Below are 18862 nucleotides of genomic sequence, written 5' to 3' on the forward strand. Positions count from 1 at the left end.
GATGTCGTGTGCGCGGTGCGCTCTCTGACCAAGACCTATCCGGCCGTGCGCGGACGCCGCGGCGCCCCCGGCACGCCTGAGGTACGGGCCACCGACGGGGTACGTCTGGACATCCGGCGCGGTGAGATCTTCGGGCTGCTCGGGCCCAACGGCGCCGGGAAGTCGACCCTCGTACGGCAGCTGACCGGGCTCATGCGCCCCGACAGCGGCAGCGTCGAGATCCTCGGGCACGACATCGTGCGCCATCCCGAGCGGGCGGCGCGGATCCTCGCGTACCTCGGGCAGGAGTCCACCGCCCTCGACGAGCTGACCGTGTCGCTCGCCGCGGAGACGACCGGGCGGCTGCGCGGCCTCGAGGTCCGCGAGGCGCGGGCCGAGCGGGACGCGGTCCTCGACGAACTCGGCCTCACCCCGCTCGCCGCCCGCCCCCTGAAGAAGCTGTCCGGCGGGCAGCGGCGGCTCGCCTGCCTCGCCGCCGCACTGGTCGGAAAGCGGCCGCTGCTCGTCCTCGACGAGCCCACCACCGGCATGGACCCGGTGGCCCGGCGCGCCGTCTGGGCGGCGATCGACCGGCGCCGGTCCGAGCACGGCGCGACCGTACTGCTGGTCACCCACAACGTCATCGAGGCGGAGACGGTCCTCGACCGGGTCGCCGTCCTCGACCAGGGCCGCGTCATCGCCTGCGACACCCCGGCCGGGCTGAAGGAACAGGTCGCCGGCGAGGTGCGGGTCGACCTGGTCTGGCGCGAGAGGGCTCCGCTCGACGTGCCCGAGGTCGCCGCGCTGCGCCCCCGAGCCGTGGAGTCGGGCCGCCGCTGGACCCTGCGGCTCGCCCCGGAGGAGGCCCGCGCGGTCGTCGCCACGGTCACCGGAGGCGCCGCCTTCGTCGCCCTGGACGACTTCACGCTGGCCACGCCGAGCCTCGAGGACGTCTATCTGGCGCTCGGGGGCAATACGCAGGGGCTGGTGAAGGCGTGAGTGCGCGGCGCGTGGAATCCGTACGGGTGTGTGTGCGGAGGGGGAGGGGCGTCGTGGGCGCTGGGAACTGGACGGCTGCCGGAGCGAAGAGGAGCAGCTCGACGTGAGTGTCGTACCCGCTGAGGTGCTGCCGGGCAGTGCGCTGTCCCTGGCGGAGGGTGTCGGCGACGCGGTGGAACTCGCGCCGCGGGCGCGGCTGTGGCCCTCGCTCGCCGCCGTGTACCGGGCGCAGCTCTCCCGGGCGCGCGTCGCGCGGATCCCGCTGCTGTTCGTGGCCACCTTCCAGTCCGTCGGCATCATGATCATGATGCGGGGCGTGGTGGACGGCGGGGCGGAGGCGCGGGCCGTGGTGGCCGGGGCGTCGGTCCTGGTGGTCGCCTTCGTCGCGCTCAACCTCCTCGCGCAGTACTTCGGACAGCTCCGGGCCAGCGGTGGGCTCGACCACTACGCGACGCTGCCGGTGCCGCCGGCCGCGGTCGTGCTGGGCGCCGCGGGCGCGTACGCGTCCTTCACCGTGCCCGGGACCATCGCCACCGCCGTCTTCGGCTGTGTGCTCTTCGGGCTGCCGATGGCCCACCTGTGGGTGCTCGCCGCGGTGATCCCGCTCGCGGGGGCCGCGCTCGCCGGGCTGGGGGCGGCGTTCGGGCTGCTCGCGCCGCGACCCGAGCTCGCCACGCTGCTGGGGCAGCTGGGGATGTCGGCGGCGCTGCTGCTGGGGGTGCTGCCGGCGGACCGGATGCCGACGGTCGTGCAGTACGGGCGTGATCTGCTGCCCTCGACGTATGGCGTCGAGGCCTTCGCGCGGACCTTCGGCGACCATCCCGACTGGGCCCTCGTCCTCGGTGACCTTGCCGTCTGCGCGGGCGTCGGGGCGGCCTCGCTGGCCGTGGCGACCTGGGCGTACCGCCGGGCGGCCGTCCGGTGACGCGGCTGACAGCCGGGCCTGGCACGATGTCAGAGTGACCGCACCGCTGACTCCGCCTCCGCCGCCGCATGAACAGCCCTCCGACAGCGCCGACGCCTGGCAGGCTCCGCCCGCCGGTGGTGTCGGCGTCGCGGGGATCGCCGGGTACGAACAGGACGGTCCCGGGATGAAGACCGAAGTGCGTGAGGCCGCCGTGATCACGGTGGCGGTGGCGGTCGCGGGGGTGCTGCTGGGTGTGCTGTGGTGGTGGCTGGCGCCGCATGTGCCGTTGGTCGCGGACGACAGCGCGGTGTATCTGAAGGACACCGAGGGCGAGCAGGCCATCGGGGTCGACGGAACGTTCACGCTGCTCGCGCTCGCGTTCGGGGCGGTCAGCGCGGTGGTGGTGTTTCTGGTGCGGCGGCGTGGGGGTGTGCCGTTGGTCGTTGCGCTGGCCGTGGGGGGTGTGCTCGGGTCGGTGCTCGCCTGGCGGGTCGGGATATGGCTCGGGCCCACGCAGGACGTGGTCGCCCATGCCAAGGCGGTGGGGGAAGGGGTTACCTTCTCGGCGCCGTTGAAGCTGGGGGCGAAGGGGGCGTTGTTGGCGTGGTCCCTGGCGGGGCTGGTGGTTCATCTCGGGTTGACCGCGTTGTTCGGGCCGCGGGATCCGGATCCTTACGCGAGTCCGTACGCGGCGCCTCCGGCGGGGTAGGCGGGGTCCAGGGGAGCCCTGGGGATTTCTTCGCCCCCGCCGCCCCTACCCGACCCATCCCCTGGGGGCTCCGCCCCCAGACCCCCGCCAGGGGCGCTGCGCCCCTGGACCCCCGCTGGGGTGGGACCCCGCCCTCGGCCCCGCTCTCGCCCGAAGGGCTCGTCCTCAAACGCCGGACGGGCTGACGGGAGGAGCGAAGGAACGCGGTGTCAGGCCGGTCGGTGGCCGTGGTTCGAGCGGCCCTTCTTGATGCGCCACTTGCGTTTGCGTGTTTTCTTCGACATGCCCTTCGTGCTTAACCGAAGGCAGGGCATCCGTCGAGGGGTCACGCACGGGCGACGGGGGCGCAGACCGCTTCCGTGAGGTTGGCGAGGTCGTCCGGGGCGAGTTCCACCTCGAGGCCGCGGCGGCCCGCCGAGACGCAGATCGTGGCGTGGGCCGCGGCCGACGCGTCCAGCACGGTGGGGAGCTTCTTGCGCTGGCCCAGGGGGGAGATGCCGCCGCGGACGTAGCCCGTGGTGCGTTCGGCGGCCGCCGGGTCCGCCATCGCTGCGCGCTTGCCGCCCACCGCCGTGGCCAGGGCCTTCAGGTCGAGCGAGCCCGCGACGGGGACCACGGCGACCACGAGGGAGCCGTCCACGTCCGCCACCAGGGTCTTGAAGACCCGGTCGGGGGACACGCCCATCGCCTCGGCGGCCTCGTCGCCGTAGGAGGGGTGCGCGGGGTCGTGCTCGTAGGCGTGGACGGTGTACGTGACGCCCGCGGCGGTCAGGGCCACCGTCGCCGGCGTGCCCCCGGGCTGCTGCTTCTTCGACTTCTTCGCCATCTGCCTTCTCGAATGCGTCAGTTGAGACTCGTCGGGCCGCGTGTCAGCTCCGATGCCGGAAGCGACGGCAGATTGCGGATGATCGCCGTCTCCGTGCGCAGCAGTTTCAGTTCCTCGCGGAGGCGGGAGGCCGTGTCGGGAGCCTGGAGCAGCTGTTGCTTCGCCGGGATGTCGAGCATCACGGCGGCGGCGACGAGGTAGGAGACGACGGCCGGGTCGTCCGGCAGGTCGGCGCCGGTGGACAGCGAGCGCTCACGGGCGCCCGCGAGCCGCTTCTGGTACTGGCGGAAGGCCCGCAGCACCCCTTCGGCGAGCGCACCGGCCTCCTCGCCCGGCTCCTCGGGCAGCTCCTCCAGCTCGGCGGTGAGGAATGCGCCCGAGGTGTCCACGGACAGCAGCCGTACGCGTGTGGTGCCCGTCGCCAGTATTTCGAAGCTGCCGTCGGCGCGCTCCCGGATGGTCGCCGCGTCCGCGACGCAGCCCACCTCGTGGAAGGCGGCGAGCGGGTCGTCGCCGAAACCGGCCGCGGGCCCGCGCTGCGGCACGGCCGTCTGGTCCGGCAGGCCGGGTGCGCTGGGTGCGACCTCGTGGCCGTCGCGGATGGCGACGACGGCGAACCGGCGCGGTTCGTCCTCTGGGATCTTCAGCAGATCGCGCATCATGGCGCGATAGCGCTCCTCGAAGATGTTCAGAGGAAGCACGAGCCCCGGGAACAGAACCGTGTTCAGGGGGAAGAGCGGGAGCCGGACGGTGGTCACGACGCGAAAGCCTAATGGTCGCCGGAGCGGGCGCGTCCGCCGTGCTCACTCCGTGGATGCAGGGGGGTGTTCGCAGCGACCTCCAGGCGGACGCCGTCGCGCAGCTCGAGGAACTGGCTCAGCGGGTCGTCGGAGACCCGGTCCCAGGGGAACGAGGTCGCGTAGGGACCGATGAGGCGGAGCTGTTCCAGGGCGTCCGTCCAGCGCTCCAGCCTGATCAGGACGTAGGTGAGGAGGTTGCGGACCTCCGCGGGCCAGGGGTCGGCGGCCGGATACGTCGCGGAGACCGCGATCGCGAGGTCGGCCGCCGCGTCGAGTCGCTCGCGCAGGACCACCGCACCGCCGCCCTCGGTGAGATACGCGAAGGCCGCGCGTACCGGCAGCGCCTGCACCAGGGAGCCCGGCAGCGCGTCCTGGGCGGCCCGCTCGGCGAAGTCGAAGCACTCGCGGTGGGAGCCGTACCAGGCGGCCGACAGGTACTTCAGGGCGGCCACGTGGCAGCCGTAGTGGTGCGGGGAGCGGCGTACCGCCTCGCCCCACAGTTTCTCGAACTCGGTGTGCCCGGCGTTGGTGCCGCGGGCGTGGTCGAGCGCGATCCGCCAGGGCACCGGGTCGCGCGGGTCGCCCTCGGCGGCGGCGCCGATCAGCGGGCCGACCTGGCCCAGCAGCTCGGCGCGGGCGGGCGACCGCCACCAGCGGCGTACCGCCAGCTCGGCCTTGACCAGCAGGGCGTCCGGGTCGTGCGGGGACTCCTCCTGCCACAGCTGGAGCCACTCGTCGCGGGTGCGCGCGAAGGCCGCGAGGCGCATCACGTACCGGTCGCGGTTCTCCCACTCGGCGGCCTCGCGCGTGGTGGCGAGCAGCTTGGCCGCGGCGCCGTAGTCGCCTCGGCCCGCCGCGACGAGGGCCGGCCCGAGCCGCTCGTCGGGGGCGTCCAGCAGTACCTCGTCGTCGGTGGGCAGTCCGGCGGCGAGGCGCGAGGAGTTCCTGGCCATCCGGGCCGTACGGATGAGCGCGCTCAGCAGTGCCATGGTGTCGCCATTGAAAACCGCAGGTCGGAGCTGTGCCAGGGGGTGCGTGGTGAAGCTTTTGTAACCCTCATTTGGTTGTACGTTAAACAGTCAAGGGCAAGTAAAAAAGTGAGCGTTGTTCTGCTCTTGGGGGCTGTAAGTGAAACAGACCGGCCCCTGTGCTCAGCTTCGGCGCAGCATCCGTGTCGCCCCCGCCGCCACCGTCGTCGCCAGGATCCAGCCCAGCAGGATCACCACCGCGGACAGCCACTGCCAGCCGCCGTGCAGCTGCCAGAAGCCCACCTGGCCGAGGTCGATCACCGGCAGCAGCAGGTCGAGGGCGAACAGTGAGGCGCTCCACGGCGGATGCTCGCCGTCCTTGATCGGCGGATGGCTGGAGTGCGCGAACGCGACCGACGTCGCCGCCCAGAGCACCGCCATCCACAGTGCGGCCCGCCCCGGCCGGTATCCGTAGGCGACCGTCCAGTCCTGTGCGTACCCCCACAGCTTGGCCGCGAGCGGCAGGGTCTCGCGGCGGCGGCGCTGCTTGGCGAGCAGCACCTCGCGCGCGTCCTCGTCCTCGCCGGAGTTGCGCAGCACCGTGGCCAGGCGTTCGTAGGGTTCCGGGTTGTACTCGGCGGTCGCCGCCGCCACCCACTCCAGGCGCCGGGTCAGCGGGAACGCGCCCTGCGGCACGAGGTTCTCGTAGCCGAAGCCGCCCATGTGGAGGCGGCCCGGGCCCGGCCAGCTGTCCGCCCGGTCGACCAGATTGACGATCCGCGCGCCGGACAGCACGACCTTGCCGCGCTCGGGATGCTCCCCGAGGAAGCGCAGCTCCGGCGTCTGGACCCGCAGCAGCGACAGCTCGTGGTCGTCGTCGAAGGTGAAGCGGGCCCGCTCGAAGTCGACCGCGTCCCCGAACCGGCCGTCGTCGAGCCGGATCCCGCCCTGGCACTCGAACCGCTGCACCAGCGTGCCGCGAGCCGGAGTCGTGCCGTTGGTCAGCAGCGGATTACCGACGCCTGCGGGGGTCATGTACATCGTGCGGTTGACGGTCAACTGGGGCGCGTTCAGAGCGAGGCGGGTGTACGGATTGCTCAGCTTGCTGCCGCGCAGGCTGAGTGAGACGCCGATGGTGGCACCGCGCAGGCTCAGCTCGCCGTGCGACTCCAGCATCTCGGCCTGCAGATCCTGGCCGACGGTCATGCCGTCGCCGGTGATCGAACGCCCGCGTCGGTCCCGGTAGACCACGGCCTGGTTGAGCAGCAGATCCGTGCCGATGTGCGCGTCGGTCAGCCGTACGCCGTTGTGGAAGCGGCAGCGCGGCAGATGCAGATCGCCCTCGGTGTGCACGCGGGCCGCCTCCAGGCGCGGCACCGAGCAGTTGACCAGGCGTGCGGTCGTGAAGCGGGCCTCCGGAAGCAGGATCTCCTTCTCGAACCGGCAGCCCTTCATCTCGATGTACGGCACCACGGTGCCGCCCGCGAGGTCGAGGACGTCGGTGATCTGTACGCCGGTCAGCTTCAGGGAGGCGACCCGGCCCTGGAGGGCGGGCGGCCCGTCGAGCAGCAGCCAGGCCACGATCCGTGCCCGGACGCTGCGCTCGGGCCCCCATGGATGGCCGCCGTGCGGATCGTCGACGGTCATGTCGCCGCTGCGCAGGTCGTACACGCTGCCGTCGCGGAAGGCCTGCCACATCCCGGCCTCGGTGGCGGTCAATTCGTCCGGCAGGTCCCCGCCGTGGATGCCGGCACCGTCGGTCACGGCACTTCCCTTCCTCCCCAGCTACTCACGGGTTTCATACAACCGTTCATGCCCGCTGTGTGACGGGTCGAACGCTACTGGTGACGGGGATCTTCCGTGGAATCGAAGGTGGCTTGTATCAGTCATTGATACAGGCGTCCGGCGCCTTATCGCGGTCTGAGAGAATTGGGTCTGTGATCTCCCGAATCGACCTGCGCGGCGACGCCCTCCCCGAGGGCTACGCCCTGCGCGACCTGCTGCCCCGAGCCGACTTCGACGTGTCTGCCGCCCTGGAGAAGGTGCGTCCGATCTGCGAGGCCGTGCATCATCGCGGGGACGCGGCACTGATCGACTACGCGGAGAAGTTCGACGGCGTACGGCTGGAGTCCGTACGGGTCCCGGCGCAGGCCGTCAAGGACGCCCTGGAGCAGCTCGACCCGGCCGTGCGCGCGGCCCTGGAGGAATCCATCCGCCGCGCCCGCCTGGTCCACCGTGCCCAGCGCCGCACCACGCACACCACCCAGGTCGTGCCGGGTGGCTCGGTCACCGAGAAGTGGGTGCCGGTCGAGCGCGTGGGCCTGTACGCGCCGGGCGGACGCTCCGTGTACCCGTCGTCCGTGATCATGAACGCGGTCCCGGCGCAGGAGGCCGGAGTCGCCTCCATGGCCCTGGCCTCCCCGCCGCAGAAGGAGTTCGACGGCCTTCCGCACCCGACGATCCTCGCCGCCTGCGCCCTCCTCGGCATCGACGAGGTGTACGCGGTCGGCGGCGCCCAGGCCGTCGCGATGTTCGCGCACGGCACCGAGTCCTGCGCCCCGGCCAACATGGTCACGGGCCCCGGCAACATCTGGGTCGCCGCCGCCAAGCGCTACTTCACCGGCAAGATCGGCATCGACACGGAGGCCGGTCCCACCGAGATCGCGATCCTCGCCGACGAGACCGCCGACCCGGTGCACGTCGCCGCCGACCTGATCAGCCAGGCCGAGCACGACCCACTCGCCGCCGCCGTCCTCGTCACGGACTCCCCTCAGCTCGCGGATGCCGTCGAGAAGGAGCTGGAGCCGCAGGTCGCGGCCACCAAGCACATCGAGGACCGGATCGTCCCGGCGCTGAACGGCAGGCAGTCCGCGATCGTGCTGGTCGAAGGCGTGGACGACGGGTTGCGCGTGGTCGACGCGTACGGCGCCGAGCACCTGGAGATCCAGACGGCGGACGCGGCCGCGGTGGCCGACCGGGTGAAGAACGCGGGCGCGATCTTCGTCGGCCCCTGGGCGCCCGTGTCGCTGGGCGACTACGCGGCGGGCTCCAACCACGTCCTGCCCACCGGCGGCTGCGCCTGCCACTCCTCGGGCCTGTCCGTCCAGTCCTTCCTGCGCGGCATCCACATCGTCGACTACACGAAGGACGCGCTGGCCGACGTGGCACATCACGTGGTGACGCTGGCGGAGGCGGAGGACCTGCCGGCCCACGGCGCGGCGATCAAGGCAAGGTTCGGTTGGAAGGTGCCCACCAAGTGACCATCGAAATCGATGATCTTCCCGTACGGGACGAGCTGCGCGGCAAGTCCCCCTACGGCGCGCCCCAACTCGACGTCCCCGTACGCCTGAACACCAACGAGAACCCGTACCCGCTGCCCGAACCCCTCGTCGAGCGGATCGCCGAGCGTGTGCGCGATGCCGCCCGCAACCTCAACCGCTACCCCGACCGGGACGCGGTCGAGCTGCGTACGGAGCTGGCCAAGTACCTGACGAGGACCGGCAAGCACCGGGTCGGCCTCGAGAACGTCTGGGCGGCGAACGGCTCGAACGAGGTCATCCAGCAGCTGCTGCAGACCTTCGGTGGCCCCGGCCGTACGGCGATCGGCTTCGAGCCGTCGTACTCCATGCACGCGCTCATCGCGCGCGGCACCGGGACCGGCTGGATCTCGGGCCCCCGCGACGAGGACTTCACCATCGACCTCGTCGCCGCCGAGCAGGCCATCGCAGAGAACCGGCCGGACGTCGTCTTCATCACCACCCCCAACAACCCCACGGGCAACGCGGTGCCGCCCGAGACGGTCCTCGCGCTGTACGAGGCCGCGCAGGCCGCCAAGCCCTCCATGGTGATCGTCGACGAGGCCTACATCGAGTTCAGCCATGGCGACTCGCTGCTGCCGCTGCTCGAAGGTCGGCCGAATCTCGTCGTTTCGCGGACCATGTCCAAGGCCTTCGGGGCGGCGGGACTGCGCCTCGGCTATCTCGCCGCGCACCCGGCGGTCGTGGACGCCGTCCAGCTCGTACGGCTGCCGTACCACTTGTCGGCCGTCACCCAGGCGACCGCGCTGGCCGCCCTGGAGCACACCGACACGCTGCTCGGGTACGTGGAGGAGCTGAAGGCCGAGCGGGACCGGCTCGTCACCGAACTGCGTGCGATCGGCTACGAGGTCACCGAGTCCGACGCGAACTTCGTCCAGTTCGGGCGATTCGACGGCAGCAAGGGCTCGCACGAGGCCTGGCAGAAGATCCTCGACCAGGGTGTCCTGGTCCGGGACAACGGCGTACCGGGGTGGCTGCGGGTCAGCGCCGGAACCCCCGCCGAAAACGACGCGTTCCTCGACGCGGTACGTGAACTGAAGAAGGAGCAGAGCGCATGACTCGCGATGGGCGTGTCGGAAGAGTCGAGCGGAGAACCAAGGAGACCTCGGTCCTCGTCGAGATCGATCTCGACGGGTCCGGCAAGGTCGATGTGGCGACGGGCGTCGGCTTCTACGACCACATGCTCGACCAGCTCGGCCGGCACGGTCTGTTCGACCTGACCGTGAAGACCGAGGGCGACCTGCACATCGACTCGCACCACACCATCGAGGACACCGCCCTCGCGCTGGGCGCCGCCTTCAAGCAGGCGCTCGGCGACAAGGTGGGGATCTACCGCTTCGGGAACTGCACGGTCCCGCTGGACGAGTCGCTCGCCCAGGTGACGGTGGACCTGAGCGGCCGCCCGTACCTCGTGCACACCGAGCCCGAGAACATGGCGCCGATGATCGGCGAGTACGACACGACGATGACCCGGCACATCCTGGAGTCCTTCGTCGCCCAGGCCCAGATCGCGCTGCACGTGCACGTGCCCTACGGGCGCAACGCACACCACATCGTGGAGTGCCAGTTCAAGGCCCTGGCCCGGGCGCTGCGGTACGCCTCCGAGCACGACCCGCGCGCCGCCGGGATCCTCCCCTCCACGAAGGGCGCGCTGTGACCGGCCTGTCGAGCATCCTGATCATCGTCGGACTCTTCCTCCTCGGCGGCATCTACTCCTTCGTCAAGCAGAAGATGCCCATGAGCCTCATCGTGCTGCTCTCGTTCGGCGCGACGATGTGTCTCGTCGCGGGCGTCATGAGGCTGGAGGTGTGGAATTGAGCACCCCTAAAAAGGTGGTTGTCTTCGACTACGGCTTCGGGAACGTGCGTTCCGCCGAGCGCGCCCTCGCGCGCGCGGGCGCCGAGGTCGAGATCACGCGCGACTTCGACACGGCGATGAACGCGGACGGGCTGCTGGTCCCGGGCGTCGGTGCCTTCGCCGCCTGCATGCAGGGGCTCAAGGACGCCCGCGGTGACTGGATCATCGGTCGCCGGCTCTCGGGCGGCCGTCCCGTCATGGGCATCTGCGTCGGCATGCAGATCCTGTTCGCGCGCGGCATCGAGCACGGCGTGGAGAGCGAGGGCATGGACGAGTGGCCCGGCAGCGTCGAGCCGCTCCAGGCCGACATCGTGCCCCACATGGGCTGGAACACGGTCGAGGCCCCGGCCGGCTCGCAGCTCTTCGCGGGGCTCGACGCCGACGCGCGCTTCTACTTCGTCCACTCCTACGCCGTCCACGACTGGTCCCTGGAAGTCGCGAACCCGGCGCTGCGCGCACCCCTGGTGACCTGGTCGACGCACGGCAAGCCCTTCGTGGCGGCCGTCGAGAACGGCGCACTGTGGGCCACGCAGTTCCACCCCGAGAAGTCCGGCGACGCCGGAGCCCAGCTCCTCACCAACTGGATCGGAACCCTGTGAGCAAGCTCGAACTCCTTCCCGCCGTCGACGTCCGCGACGGCCAGGCCGTCCGCCTCGTGCACGGCGAGTCCGGGACGGAAACTTCTTACGGCTCCCCCCTCGAGGCCGCCCTCGCCTGGCAGGGCGCGGGCGCCGAGTGGCTGCACCTCGTCGACCTGGACGCCGCGTTCGGCACCGGCGACAACCGCGCGCTGATCGCCGAGGTCGCAGGGGCGATGGACATCAAGGTCGAGCTGTCCGGCGGCATCCGCGACGACGAGACCCTGGCCGCCGCGCTCGCCACCGGCTGCACCCGGGTGAACCTGGGCACCGCCGCTCTGGAGACCCCGGAGTGGGTCGCCAAGGTCATCGCCGAGCACGGCGACAAGATCGCGGTCGGTCTCGACGTACGCGGCACGACACTGCGCGGTCGCGGCTGGACCCGCGACGGCGGCGACCTCTACGAGACGCTGGAGCGCCTCAACTCCGAGGGCTGCGCGCGGTATGTGGTGACGGACATCGCGAAGGACGGCACGCTGCAGGGCCCGAACCTGGAGCTGCTGCGCACTGTGTGCGCCGCGACGGACCGCCCGGTGGTGGCCTCCGGCGGTGTGTCCTCCCTGGACGACCTGCGTGCCATCGCCGAGCTGGTGCCCCTCGGCGTCGAGGGCTCCATCGTCGGAAAGGCCCTGTACGCGAAGGCGTTCACGCTGGAAGAGGCCCTGGAGGCGGTAGCCAAGTGAGCGATGTGCGACGCGTCTCGACCGGCGCTCCCTGGGAGGATGCCTTCGGCTACTCCCGCGCGGTGGAGCTGCCCAACGGCCTGGTGCTGGTGGCCGGCTGCACCTCCGTGATCGACGGAGCGATCGTCGGCGGTGACCCGTACGAGCAGGCGGTGAACTCCTTCAACGTCGCGTTCGCGGCCCTGAAGGAGCTCGGCCTCGGCCGCGACGACGTGGTCCGTACGCGCATGTACATCACCCACGCCCGGGATGTGGAGGAGGTCGGCCGCGCCCACAAGGAGCTGTTCGACACCGTCCGCCCCGCCGCATCCATGATCATCGTCTCCGGCTTCGTGGACCCGCGTCTGGTCGTCGAGGTCGAGGTGGAGGCGTACCGAGAGGCACCGCAGTCATGACCCTCGCCGTCCGAGTCATCCCCTGCCTGGACGTGGACAACGGCCGGGTCGTCAAGGGCGTCAACTTCCAGAACCTGCGCGACGCGGGCGACCCCGTCGAGATGGCCAAGGTGTACGACGCCGAGGGCGCCGACGAGTTGACGTTCCTGGACATCACCGCGTCCTCCGGCAACCGCGAGACCACGTACGACGTGGTGCGGCGCACCGCCGAGCAGGTCTTCATCCCGCTGACCGTGGGCGGCGGCGTGCGCACCGCCGAGGACGTCGACAAGCTGCTGCGGGCCGGCGCCGACAAGGTCGGCGTCAACACGGCGGCCATCGCCCGGCCCGAGCTGATTCGCGAGATCGCCGAGCGGTTCGGGCGGCAGGTGCTGGTGCTGTCCGTGGACGCGCGCCGGACCGAGAGCGGGTCCTTCGAGGTCACCACCCACGGCGGGCGCAAGGGCACCGGTATCGACGCCGTCGAGTGGGCCCATCGGGCCGCCGAGCTGGGCGCGGGCGAGATCCTGCTCAACTCCATGGACGCGGACGGCACGAAGGACGGCTACGACATCGAGATGATCGAGGCCGTACGCAAGCACGTGACCGTGCCGCTGATCGCCAGCGGCGGCGCGGGGCGGCTCGCCGACTTCCCGCCCGCCGTCGCCGCGGGCGCGGACGCCGTGCTCGCCGCGTCCGTCTTCCACTTCGGGGATCTGCGGATCGGCGAGGTGAAGGAGACGCTGCGGGGCGCGGGGCATCCCGTGCGCTGACGCCACACGGCTGTGAGCCCCGGTCACCTGGTGGCCGGGGCTCGGCTTTGACGGGACAGGAAAGAAAAGTTGCGCAACTTATATTGTGCAATTTTTCTTTCCTATCTAGCCTGGAGCGCATGACGGCCAAGGGGAACCACCCCATCACGGACATCGGCACGCTCAAGGCGCTCGCCCACCCGCTGCGGATGAAGCTGTACCGAGCGCTGTGCGTGGCGCGCGTGGCCACCGCCTCGCAGCTCGCCGACCAGGTCGACGAGGCCGTCTCCCTGGTCAGCTACCACCTGCGCAAGCTCGCCGAGCACGGGCTGATCGAGGAGGCGCAGCCGCAGAGCGGGGACGGCCGGGAGCGCTGGTGGCAGCCGTCATCGGAGGGCGTCAGCATCAAGGACAAGGACTTCCGGGACGCGCCCGAGAGGGCGGCGGCGCACCTGGCGGCCACCCGCCTCTTCCACGAGCAGCGCAGCGACATGTACCGGCGCTACCTCGACGAGCGTCCCTTCTGGGGCCCTGAGTGGAACTCCGCTGCCCCCGACAACGAGTCCCTGCTGCGCCTGACCCCCGCCGAACTGACCGAGCTCGGCAAGGAGCTGCTCGCCCTTGCCAAGAAGTACGACGAGATGGGCCGCGCCGCCGAGGCCACCGGCGACACCGAAGGGCGCGAGAACGTCGCGCTGCACGTGTACGGCTTCCCCTTCCGCCCCTGAGAGGACGCGCCCCGTGACCGCGACCGTCATTCCCCCGGCCCCGCAGCCCGTTGCGGACAGACCCGCCCACCGCGACGGCAACGTCCTGCGCTGGCTCGGCGCCTACACCTCGTCGATGATCGGCGACAACGTCTACTACATCGCGTTGTCCTGGGCCGCGGTCCAGGCCGGAACACCCTCGCAGGCCGGAATGGTCATGGCCGTGAGCGCCGTGCCGCGGGCCCTGCTGATGCTGGGCGGGGGCGTGGTCGCCGACCGCTTCGGGCCGCGCAAGGTCGTCATCGGCAGCGACGCCGTGCGCTGCGCGGCCGTCCTCGCGGCGGCCGCGCTGCTGTTCGCGGCCAGTCCGGGGCTGTGGCTGCTGGCCTTGCTCGCCGTCGTCTTCGGCACCGTCGACGCCGTCTTCATGCCCGCCGTGGGCGCCCTCCCGGCCCGCGTCACCGGCCGCAGCCAGCTCGCCCGGGTCCAGGGCATGCGGGGCCTCGCGATCCGCTTCGCCAACGTGGTGGGCGCCCCGCTCGGCGGCCTCGGCGTGGCGCTCGGCGGCGCGGCGGCGGCCTTCGGCCTCGCGGGGATGCTGATCGCCGTGTCGGTGCCGTTGCTGATCTCCGTACGGATGAAGGAACTGCCCGCCGACGACGCCGACGACGCCCACGACTCCCGCGGCGAGGTCGCTGAGCGCACTCCTTGGCGGGACCTCCGGGACGGGCTGCGCTACATCCGCCGTCACCCCGTCCTAGCCCCGCTCATCGCCGCCATCGCCCTCGGCGACCTCGGGTTCGTCGGACCGCTCAACGTGGGCCTGACCCTGCTGGCCGACCGGCGCGGCTGGGGCGCCTCCGGCATGGGCTGGGTGCTCGCCGGGTTCGGGATCGGCGCGGGGGCCGCCGCGCTGCTGCTGACCGTGCGCGGCCGGCTGCCGCACGCCGGACGCGTGGCAGCCGTCGCGATCCTGACGAGCTCGGTCGCGATCGGCGCCCTCGCCTACGTACCGAGTGTCGCCGCGGCCGTCGGTGTCGCCCTCCTCGTCGGGCTGCTCGCCGGACTCAGCGGAGCCCTGTGCGGCGCCCTGCTGCAGACCCAGGCGGACCCCGCCTACCTGGGCCGGGTCAGCGCCGTCGCCGGCCTCGTCAGCCTCGGCCTCGCCCCGCTGAGCATGCCGCTGACCGCCGCCGCGATCGGCTGGTGGGGCACCGGCCCGGTCTTCGTCACCAGCGCCGCGGTCTGCGGCCTCGGCGGGATCCTCGTGCTGTGCTTCCGGGACCTGCGCCGCGCCGAGCTGCCCCGTTGAGAAGGCCGCTCAGAGCCCGAGCTGCTTCGTCTCGTGCAGCTTCGCGATCGCGTCCTTGTCGCCCACCAGCTCGACATCGGCCACCTGCTGCCGTCCATAGGCGAACATCAGCAGCTCCGAGGGCTCGCCGGTCACCGTCACGACCGGTGTGCCCTTGTGCGCGACCACCGTCTGGCCGTCCGGGCGGCGCAGCACCAGGCCGGTCGGGGCGCCACGACCGGTCAGGCGGGCCGAGCGCTCCAACAGGGACCACAGGGCGTTCTGGAAGACCGGGTCCAGCTCGCGCGGCGTCCAGTCCGGCTGCGCGCGCCGTACGTCCTCGGTGTGGACATAGAACTCGATCGTGTTCGACGCCTCGTCGATCTGCTTCACCGAGAACGGCGAGAAGCGCGGCGGCCCCGTACGGATCAGCAGGATCAGCTCCTCGTACGGCTTCTCGGCGAACTCCGTCTGCACCCGCTCCAGACGCGGCGCGAGCTGCTTGATCAGAATCCCGCCCGCGGCGTCCGCGCGGCGCTCGCGCACCACCACGTGCGCGGCGAGGTCACGGGTGTTCCAGCCCTCGCAGAGGGTGGGGGCCTCAGGGCCCAGCGCCTCCAACAGGTCGGCGAGGAGAAGTCGTTCACGCTTCGCATGGGTCGACATGTCAGCAAGCCTACGACCGGTCCCGGACGCAGCCCAGTGGACATCGGCGGGCAGGGGGCGCGGTCCGGCCTGTGGACAACCGCCGGGCGCGTCCTTGCGGCGCGGCACAATGGTCCGCATGACCAGCACGCCCCCGCCCAGCAGGCCCACCGGCCTTGACCCCGAGATCGCCGCACGCCTCAAGCGCAGCGCCGACGGGCTCGTCCCCGCCATCGCCCAGCAGTACGACACCGGTGAAGTGCTGATGCTCGGCTGGATGGATGACGAGGCGCTGCATCGCACCCTCACCACGGGCCGCTGCACCTACTGGTCCCGCAGCCGCCAGGAGTACTGGGTGAAGGGCGACACCTCCGGCCACTTCCAGCACGTGAAGTCCGTCGCCCTCGACTGCGACGCCGACACCGTCCTCGTCAAGGTCGACCAGGTCGGCGCCGCCTGCCACACCGGTGCCCGCACCTGTTTCGACGCCGACGTCCTGCTCAAGGACGCCGATTCGGGCGTACCGCCGCTGGGTCAGTAAGGTCAGCCGCCATGGACCTCGAGACGTTCCGCAAGCTGGCCACCGACCGCCGCGTGATCCCCGTCAGCCGCAAGCTCCTCGCGGACGGCGACACGCCGGTCGCGCTGTACCGCAAGCTGGCCGCCGAGCGCCCCGGCACCTTCCTCCTGGAATCCGCCGAGAACGGCCGCTCCTGGTCTCGTTACTCCTTCGTGGGTGTCCGCTCGTCCGCCACTCTCACCGAACGCGACGGACAGGCCCACTGGCTCGGCACACCGCCCGTCGGCGTCCCCGTCGACGGCGACCCGCTCGCCGCCCTGCGCGCCACCATCGAGGCGCTGCACACGCCCCACGGAGAGGGCCTGCCGCCGTTCACCGGCGGCATGGTCGGCTATCTCGGCTACGACATCGTGCGCCGCCTGGAGAAGATCGGCCCCGGCGAGCGGGACGACCTGAAGCTGCCCGAGCTGACCATGCTGCTCACCAGCGACCTGGCCGTCATGGACCACTGGGACGGCTCGGTCCAGCTGATCGCCAACGCGATCAACCACAACGACCTCGACACGGGCGTCGACGAGGCGTACGCCGACGCCGTCGCGCGCCTCGACGCCATGGAGGCCGACCTCTCGCGCGCCGTCTCGCAGCCGCCCGCTGCGCTCCCCCCGTCCGCGCTCCCCGAGTACACGGCCCTGTGGGGCGGACCGGACTTCCGGGACGCCGTCGAGGACGTCAAGGAGCGCATCCGGGCCGGCGAGGCCTTCCAGGTCGTCCCCTCCCAGCGCTTCGAGACGCCGTGCACGGCAAGCGCGCTGGACGTCTACCGGGTCCTCAGGGCGACCAACCCCTCCCCGTACATGTACCTCTTCCGCTTCGAGGGCTTCGACGTCGTCGGCTCGTCCCCGGAGGCCCTGGTCAAGGTCGAGGACGGGCAGGCGATGGTGCACCCCATCGCGGGCACCCGGCCGCGCGGCGCCACCGTCCAGGAGGACCAGGCCCTCGCCGACGAACTCATCGCCGACCCCAAGGAGCGGGCCGAGCACCTGATGCTCGTCGACCTGGGACGCAATGACCTCGGACGGGTCTGCGAGCCGGGCTCCGTCGAGGTCGTCGACTTCATGTCCATCGAGCGGTACTCGCACGTGATGCACATCGTGTCGACCGTGACCGGACGGGTCGCGGCGGGCCGTACGGCCTTCGACGTGCTGACGGCCTGCTTCCCGGCCGGCACCCTCTCCGGAGCTCCCAAGCCGCGCGCGATGCAGATCATCGACGAGCTCGAGCCGTCCAGGCGCGGGCTGTACGGCGGCTGCGTGGGCTATCTGGACTTCGCGGGCGACTCCGACACCGCCATCGCCATCCGTACGGCCCTGCTGCGCGACGGCACCGCGTACGTCCAGGCCGGCGCCGGAATCGTCGCCGACTCCGACCCCGTCGCGGAGGACCACGAGTGCCGCAACAAGGCGGCTGCGGTGCTGCGCGCGGTGCACACGGCGAACCGGCTGGCTGGATGACCTGCGGGACTTGTCGGTAACCGGATGATTACGCTACGTTCGTTGTCCCACGTGGGAGTCCTTGAAGGCACAACTCCGGCATGCCGGTGGACCCGGTTTCGTACGGGACGTCGAACACGTAGGCGCGGGGTGCAGTCAATCACCCCTGTTCCACGACTGTGGAGCTGGACGCAAGCGTCTCGTCACGCCCAGTGGCGCCCGTTGTGCAAGCCCGGTGTCTCGACGCCGAGCGGTTGACGCGATAGTGGAGTACATGACTGCTGTACCGCACCCTCGCTCGAAAGCGGCCGGACCCGACCGGTCCGGCCGCCGCAGCCTCGCCGTCGCCCTGCTCGGCGGCGCCCTCGGCGCGGCCGTGGCGCTGCTGTCCACCCGGCAGAGCTGGTCGGAGGGCACCGCGACGGTGGCCGGCGGCGACTTCCCGCTGACCGCCAGCGGCAGCGACGTCACGGGCGTACCCGCGGCGCTCGCCATAGTGGGCCTCGCCGCGCTCGTCGCCGTGTTCGCCGTCCGCCGCTCCGGGCGCTTCCTGGTCTCCGCGCTGCTCGCGCTCTCCGGCGCCGGCACGGTCGTCGCGGCGGTGCTCGGCGCCGGTGACAGCTCCGCCCTCGACGAGAAGGCCGCGGCGGCCTCCGGCGACACCGCCTCCACCGCGGACGCCCTCAGCCACACCGCCTGGCCGTACGTCGCCGCGGTGGGCGGGGCGCTCATCCTCCTCGCCGGGCTCCTCGCGCTGCGCTACGGACGGCTGTGGCCCACCTTGTCCGGCCGCTACGAGCGCGACGGGACGCCCCGGCCGCGCAAGGCCAAGCCCGTCGACCCCGACCGGCCCGAGGACATCTGGAAGGCGCTCGACCGCGGCGAGGACCCGACGGGCCCCGACCCGGCCGGGACTTAGGTCCCGGTGGCCGCGGGGACTTGAGCCCCGGGCCTTTCGTCGTGACTTGGCCGAACCGACGTGCGAGGGGAGACCCCGCGCTCACGGCAGGGGCGCGGGTACGGGACAATGGACGCTGAGCGTCCGACTCACACACGCAAACAGCAACGAGGAGCAAGTCATGGCGGGCAGCAGCCACGGCCACACCCCGGCCGCCTGGACCGGTGTCATCATCGCCTTCATCGGTTTCTGCGTATCGGGTGCCTTCATGGTGATGGCCGACCCGCTGGGCTTCTGGGCCGGCATGGTCATCGTCGGCCTCGGCGGTGTCGTCGGCATGGCCATGCGGGCGGCGGGCCTGGGCCAGCCGAAGGCCGCGACGGCGACCGCGCACCCGGTCCCCGAGGCCGTGGCCGTGGGCGCCGAGAGCTGACCCGTACGACCCGCAAGGCTTCTCGAGAGGCGGTCCCGGCTTCTGCCGGGGCCGCCTCTCGCACGTCCG

At 71.6% G+C, this 18862-nt stretch carries 22 protein-coding genes; 17 read left to right on the top strand and 5 right to left on the bottom strand.

The window, feature by feature from the left end:
• Positions 1–6 precede the first annotated feature (6 nt).
• The 3 genes from ACX28W_RS08750 (at position 7) to ACX28W_RS08760 (ending at position 2594) form a co-directional block, all read left to right on the top strand.
• On the top strand, positions 7–978 hold the full coding sequence (locus ACX28W_RS08750; RefSeq protein ID WP_458998230.1) for an ABC transporter ATP-binding protein: 972 nt from the start codon (positions 7–9) through the stop codon (positions 976–978).
• 103 nt (positions 979–1081) lie between these two features.
• On the top strand, positions 1082–1903 hold the full coding sequence (locus ACX28W_RS08755) for an ABC transporter permease (RefSeq protein WP_458998176.1): 822 nt from the start codon (positions 1082–1084) through the stop codon (positions 1901–1903).
• Between the two features lie 34 nt (positions 1904–1937).
• Positions 1938–2594 carry an AAA family ATPase gene (locus tag ACX28W_RS08760; RefSeq protein ID WP_458998177.1) on the top strand — a complete coding sequence of 219 codons (657 nt, stop codon included), beginning with the start codon at positions 1938–1940 and terminating at the stop codon, positions 2592–2594.
• A 325-nt stretch (positions 2595–2919) separates the two neighbouring features.
• On the opposite strand, the gene ybaK is transcribed toward ACX28W_RS08760, so the two are convergent.
• The 4 genes from ybaK to ACX28W_RS08780 form a co-directional block, all read right to left on the bottom strand.
• Positions 2920–3420 carry a Cys-tRNA(Pro) deacylase gene (ybaK, locus tag ACX28W_RS08765; protein WP_458998178.1) on the bottom strand — a complete coding sequence of 167 codons (501 nt, stop codon included), beginning with the start codon at positions 3418–3420 and terminating at the stop codon, positions 2920–2922.
• 17 nt (positions 3421–3437) lie between these two features.
• Positions 3438–4178, bottom strand: a complete 741-nt coding sequence (locus ACX28W_RS08770) for an LON peptidase substrate-binding domain-containing protein (protein WP_458998179.1) — start codon at positions 4176–4178, stop codon at positions 3438–3440.
• An 11-nt stretch (positions 4179–4189) separates the two neighbouring features.
• A complete protein-coding gene (locus tag ACX28W_RS08775; RefSeq protein ID WP_458998180.1) occupies positions 4190–5209 on the bottom strand; it encodes a hypothetical protein in 1020 nt (339 codons plus the stop codon).
• 162 nt (positions 5210–5371) lie between these two features.
• Entirely contained in the window at positions 5372–6952 is a 1581-nt protein-coding gene (locus tag ACX28W_RS08780) for an oxidoreductase (protein ID WP_458998181.1), read from the bottom strand.
• A 173-nt stretch (positions 6953–7125) separates the two neighbouring features.
• Here ACX28W_RS08780 and hisD point away from each other — a divergent pair, with 173 nt between their 5' ends.
• The 10 genes from hisD to ACX28W_RS08830 all read left to right on the top strand — a co-directional run bounded on the left by hisD (position 7126) and on the right by ACX28W_RS08830 (position 14828).
• Positions 7126–8448: a histidinol dehydrogenase gene (gene hisD, locus ACX28W_RS08785; protein ID WP_458998182.1), complete on the top strand. Its 1323-nt coding sequence runs from the start codon at positions 7126–7128 to the stop codon at positions 8446–8448.
• Positions 8445–9563, top strand: a complete 1119-nt coding sequence (locus tag ACX28W_RS08790) for a histidinol-phosphate transaminase (RefSeq protein WP_458998183.1) — start codon at positions 8445–8447, stop codon at positions 9561–9563. The genes hisD and ACX28W_RS08790 overlap by 4 nt, the downstream gene beginning before the upstream one ends.
• Complete coding sequence (hisB, locus tag ACX28W_RS08795) at positions 9560–10162, top strand: imidazoleglycerol-phosphate dehydratase HisB (RefSeq protein WP_458998184.1); 603 nt, start codon at positions 9560–9562, stop codon at positions 10160–10162. Before ACX28W_RS08790 ends, hisB begins: the two co-directional genes overlap by 4 nt.
• Positions 10159–10323 carry a hypothetical protein gene (locus tag ACX28W_RS08800; RefSeq protein WP_362066789.1) on the top strand — a complete coding sequence of 55 codons (165 nt, stop codon included), beginning with the start codon at positions 10159–10161 and terminating at the stop codon, positions 10321–10323. Before hisB ends, ACX28W_RS08800 begins: the two co-directional genes overlap by 4 nt.
• Complete coding sequence (gene hisH / locus ACX28W_RS08805) at positions 10314–10961, top strand: imidazole glycerol phosphate synthase subunit HisH (RefSeq protein ID WP_458998185.1); 648 nt, start codon at positions 10314–10316, stop codon at positions 10959–10961. Before ACX28W_RS08800 ends, hisH begins: the two co-directional genes overlap by 10 nt.
• On the top strand, positions 10958–11683 hold the full coding sequence (gene priA / locus ACX28W_RS08810) for a bifunctional 1-(5-phosphoribosyl)-5-((5-phosphoribosylamino)methylideneamino)imidazole-4-carboxamide isomerase/phosphoribosylanthranilate isomerase PriA (RefSeq protein WP_458998186.1): 726 nt from the start codon (positions 10958–10960) through the stop codon (positions 11681–11683). Before hisH ends, priA begins: the two co-directional genes overlap by 4 nt.
• Complete coding sequence (locus ACX28W_RS08815; RefSeq protein ID WP_458998187.1) at positions 11680–12078, top strand: RidA family protein; 399 nt, start codon at positions 11680–11682, stop codon at positions 12076–12078. The genes priA and ACX28W_RS08815 overlap by 4 nt, the downstream gene beginning before the upstream one ends.
• A complete protein-coding gene (gene hisF / locus ACX28W_RS08820; RefSeq protein WP_458998188.1) occupies positions 12075–12830 on the top strand; it encodes an imidazole glycerol phosphate synthase subunit HisF in 756 nt (251 codons plus the stop codon). The genes ACX28W_RS08815 and hisF overlap by 4 nt, the downstream gene beginning before the upstream one ends.
• A gap of 119 nt (positions 12831–12949) precedes the next feature.
• Entirely contained in the window at positions 12950–13537 is a 588-nt protein-coding gene (locus ACX28W_RS08825) for a helix-turn-helix domain-containing protein (RefSeq protein WP_458998189.1), read from the top strand.
• A 13-nt stretch (positions 13538–13550) separates the two neighbouring features.
• Entirely contained in the window at positions 13551–14828 is a 1278-nt protein-coding gene (locus tag ACX28W_RS08830; protein ID WP_458998190.1) for an MFS transporter, read from the top strand.
• Positions 14829–14837: 9 nt separating this feature from the next.
• On the opposite strand, the gene ACX28W_RS08835 is transcribed toward ACX28W_RS08830, so the two are convergent.
• Positions 14838–15473 carry a TIGR03085 family metal-binding protein gene (locus ACX28W_RS08835; protein WP_458998191.1) on the bottom strand — a complete coding sequence of 212 codons (636 nt, stop codon included), beginning with the start codon at positions 15471–15473 and terminating at the stop codon, positions 14838–14840.
• A 118-nt stretch (positions 15474–15591) separates the two neighbouring features.
• Here ACX28W_RS08835 and hisI point away from each other — a divergent pair, with 118 nt between their 5' ends.
• From hisI to ACX28W_RS08855, 4 genes are all read left to right on the top strand, one after another.
• Positions 15592–15993 (top strand): phosphoribosyl-AMP cyclohydrolase, encoded by a 402-nt coding sequence (gene hisI, locus ACX28W_RS08840; RefSeq protein WP_362066772.1) that lies wholly within the window; start codon positions 15592–15594, stop codon positions 15991–15993.
• A gap of 11 nt (positions 15994–16004) precedes the next feature.
• Positions 16005–17483 carry an anthranilate synthase component I gene (locus ACX28W_RS08845; RefSeq protein ID WP_458998192.1) on the top strand — a complete coding sequence of 493 codons (1479 nt, stop codon included), beginning with the start codon at positions 16005–16007 and terminating at the stop codon, positions 17481–17483.
• A 244-nt stretch (positions 17484–17727) separates the two neighbouring features.
• Positions 17728–18381, top strand: coding sequence for a TIGR02234 family membrane protein (locus ACX28W_RS08850; RefSeq protein ID WP_458998193.1), 654 nt, complete (start codon positions 17728–17730; stop codon positions 18379–18381).
• 160 nt (positions 18382–18541) lie between these two features.
• Positions 18542–18793, top strand: coding sequence for an HGxxPAAW family protein (locus tag ACX28W_RS08855; RefSeq protein WP_458998194.1), 252 nt, complete (start codon positions 18542–18544; stop codon positions 18791–18793).
• Positions 18794–18862 lie beyond the last annotated feature (69 nt).

This window comes from Streptomyces sp. SD15, from assembly GCF_054462255.1.

Excerpts from the sequence above, each read along its gene's own strand:
- ACX28W_RS08775 (WP_458998180.1), bottom strand. The coding sequence starts at position 5,209 with ATGGCACTGCTGAGCGCGCTCATCCGTACGGCCCGGATGGCCAGGAAC.
- ACX28W_RS08855 (WP_458998194.1), top strand. The coding sequence starts at position 18,542 with ATGGCGGGCAGCAGCCACGGCCACACCCCGGCCGCCTGGACCGGTGTC.
- ybaK (WP_458998178.1), bottom strand. The coding sequence starts at position 3,420 with ATGGCGAAGAAGTCGAAGAAGCAGCAGCCCGGGGGCACGCCGGCGACG.
- ACX28W_RS08845 (WP_458998192.1), top strand. The coding sequence starts at position 16,005 with ATGGACCTCGAGACGTTCCGCAAGCTGGCCACCGACCGCCGCGTGATC.
- hisF (WP_458998188.1), top strand. The coding sequence starts at position 12,075 with ATGACCCTCGCCGTCCGAGTCATCCCCTGCCTGGACGTGGACAACGGC.
- hisB (WP_458998184.1), top strand. The coding sequence starts at position 9,560 with ATGACTCGCGATGGGCGTGTCGGAAGAGTCGAGCGGAGAACCAAGGAG.
- hisI (WP_362066772.1), top strand. The coding sequence starts at position 15,592 with ATGACCAGCACGCCCCCGCCCAGCAGGCCCACCGGCCTTGACCCCGAG.
- ACX28W_RS08835 (WP_458998191.1), bottom strand. The coding sequence starts at position 15,473 with ATGTCGACCCATGCGAAGCGTGAACGACTTCTCCTCGCCGACCTGTTG.
- ACX28W_RS08825 (WP_458998189.1), top strand. The coding sequence starts at position 12,950 with ATGACGGCCAAGGGGAACCACCCCATCACGGACATCGGCACGCTCAAG.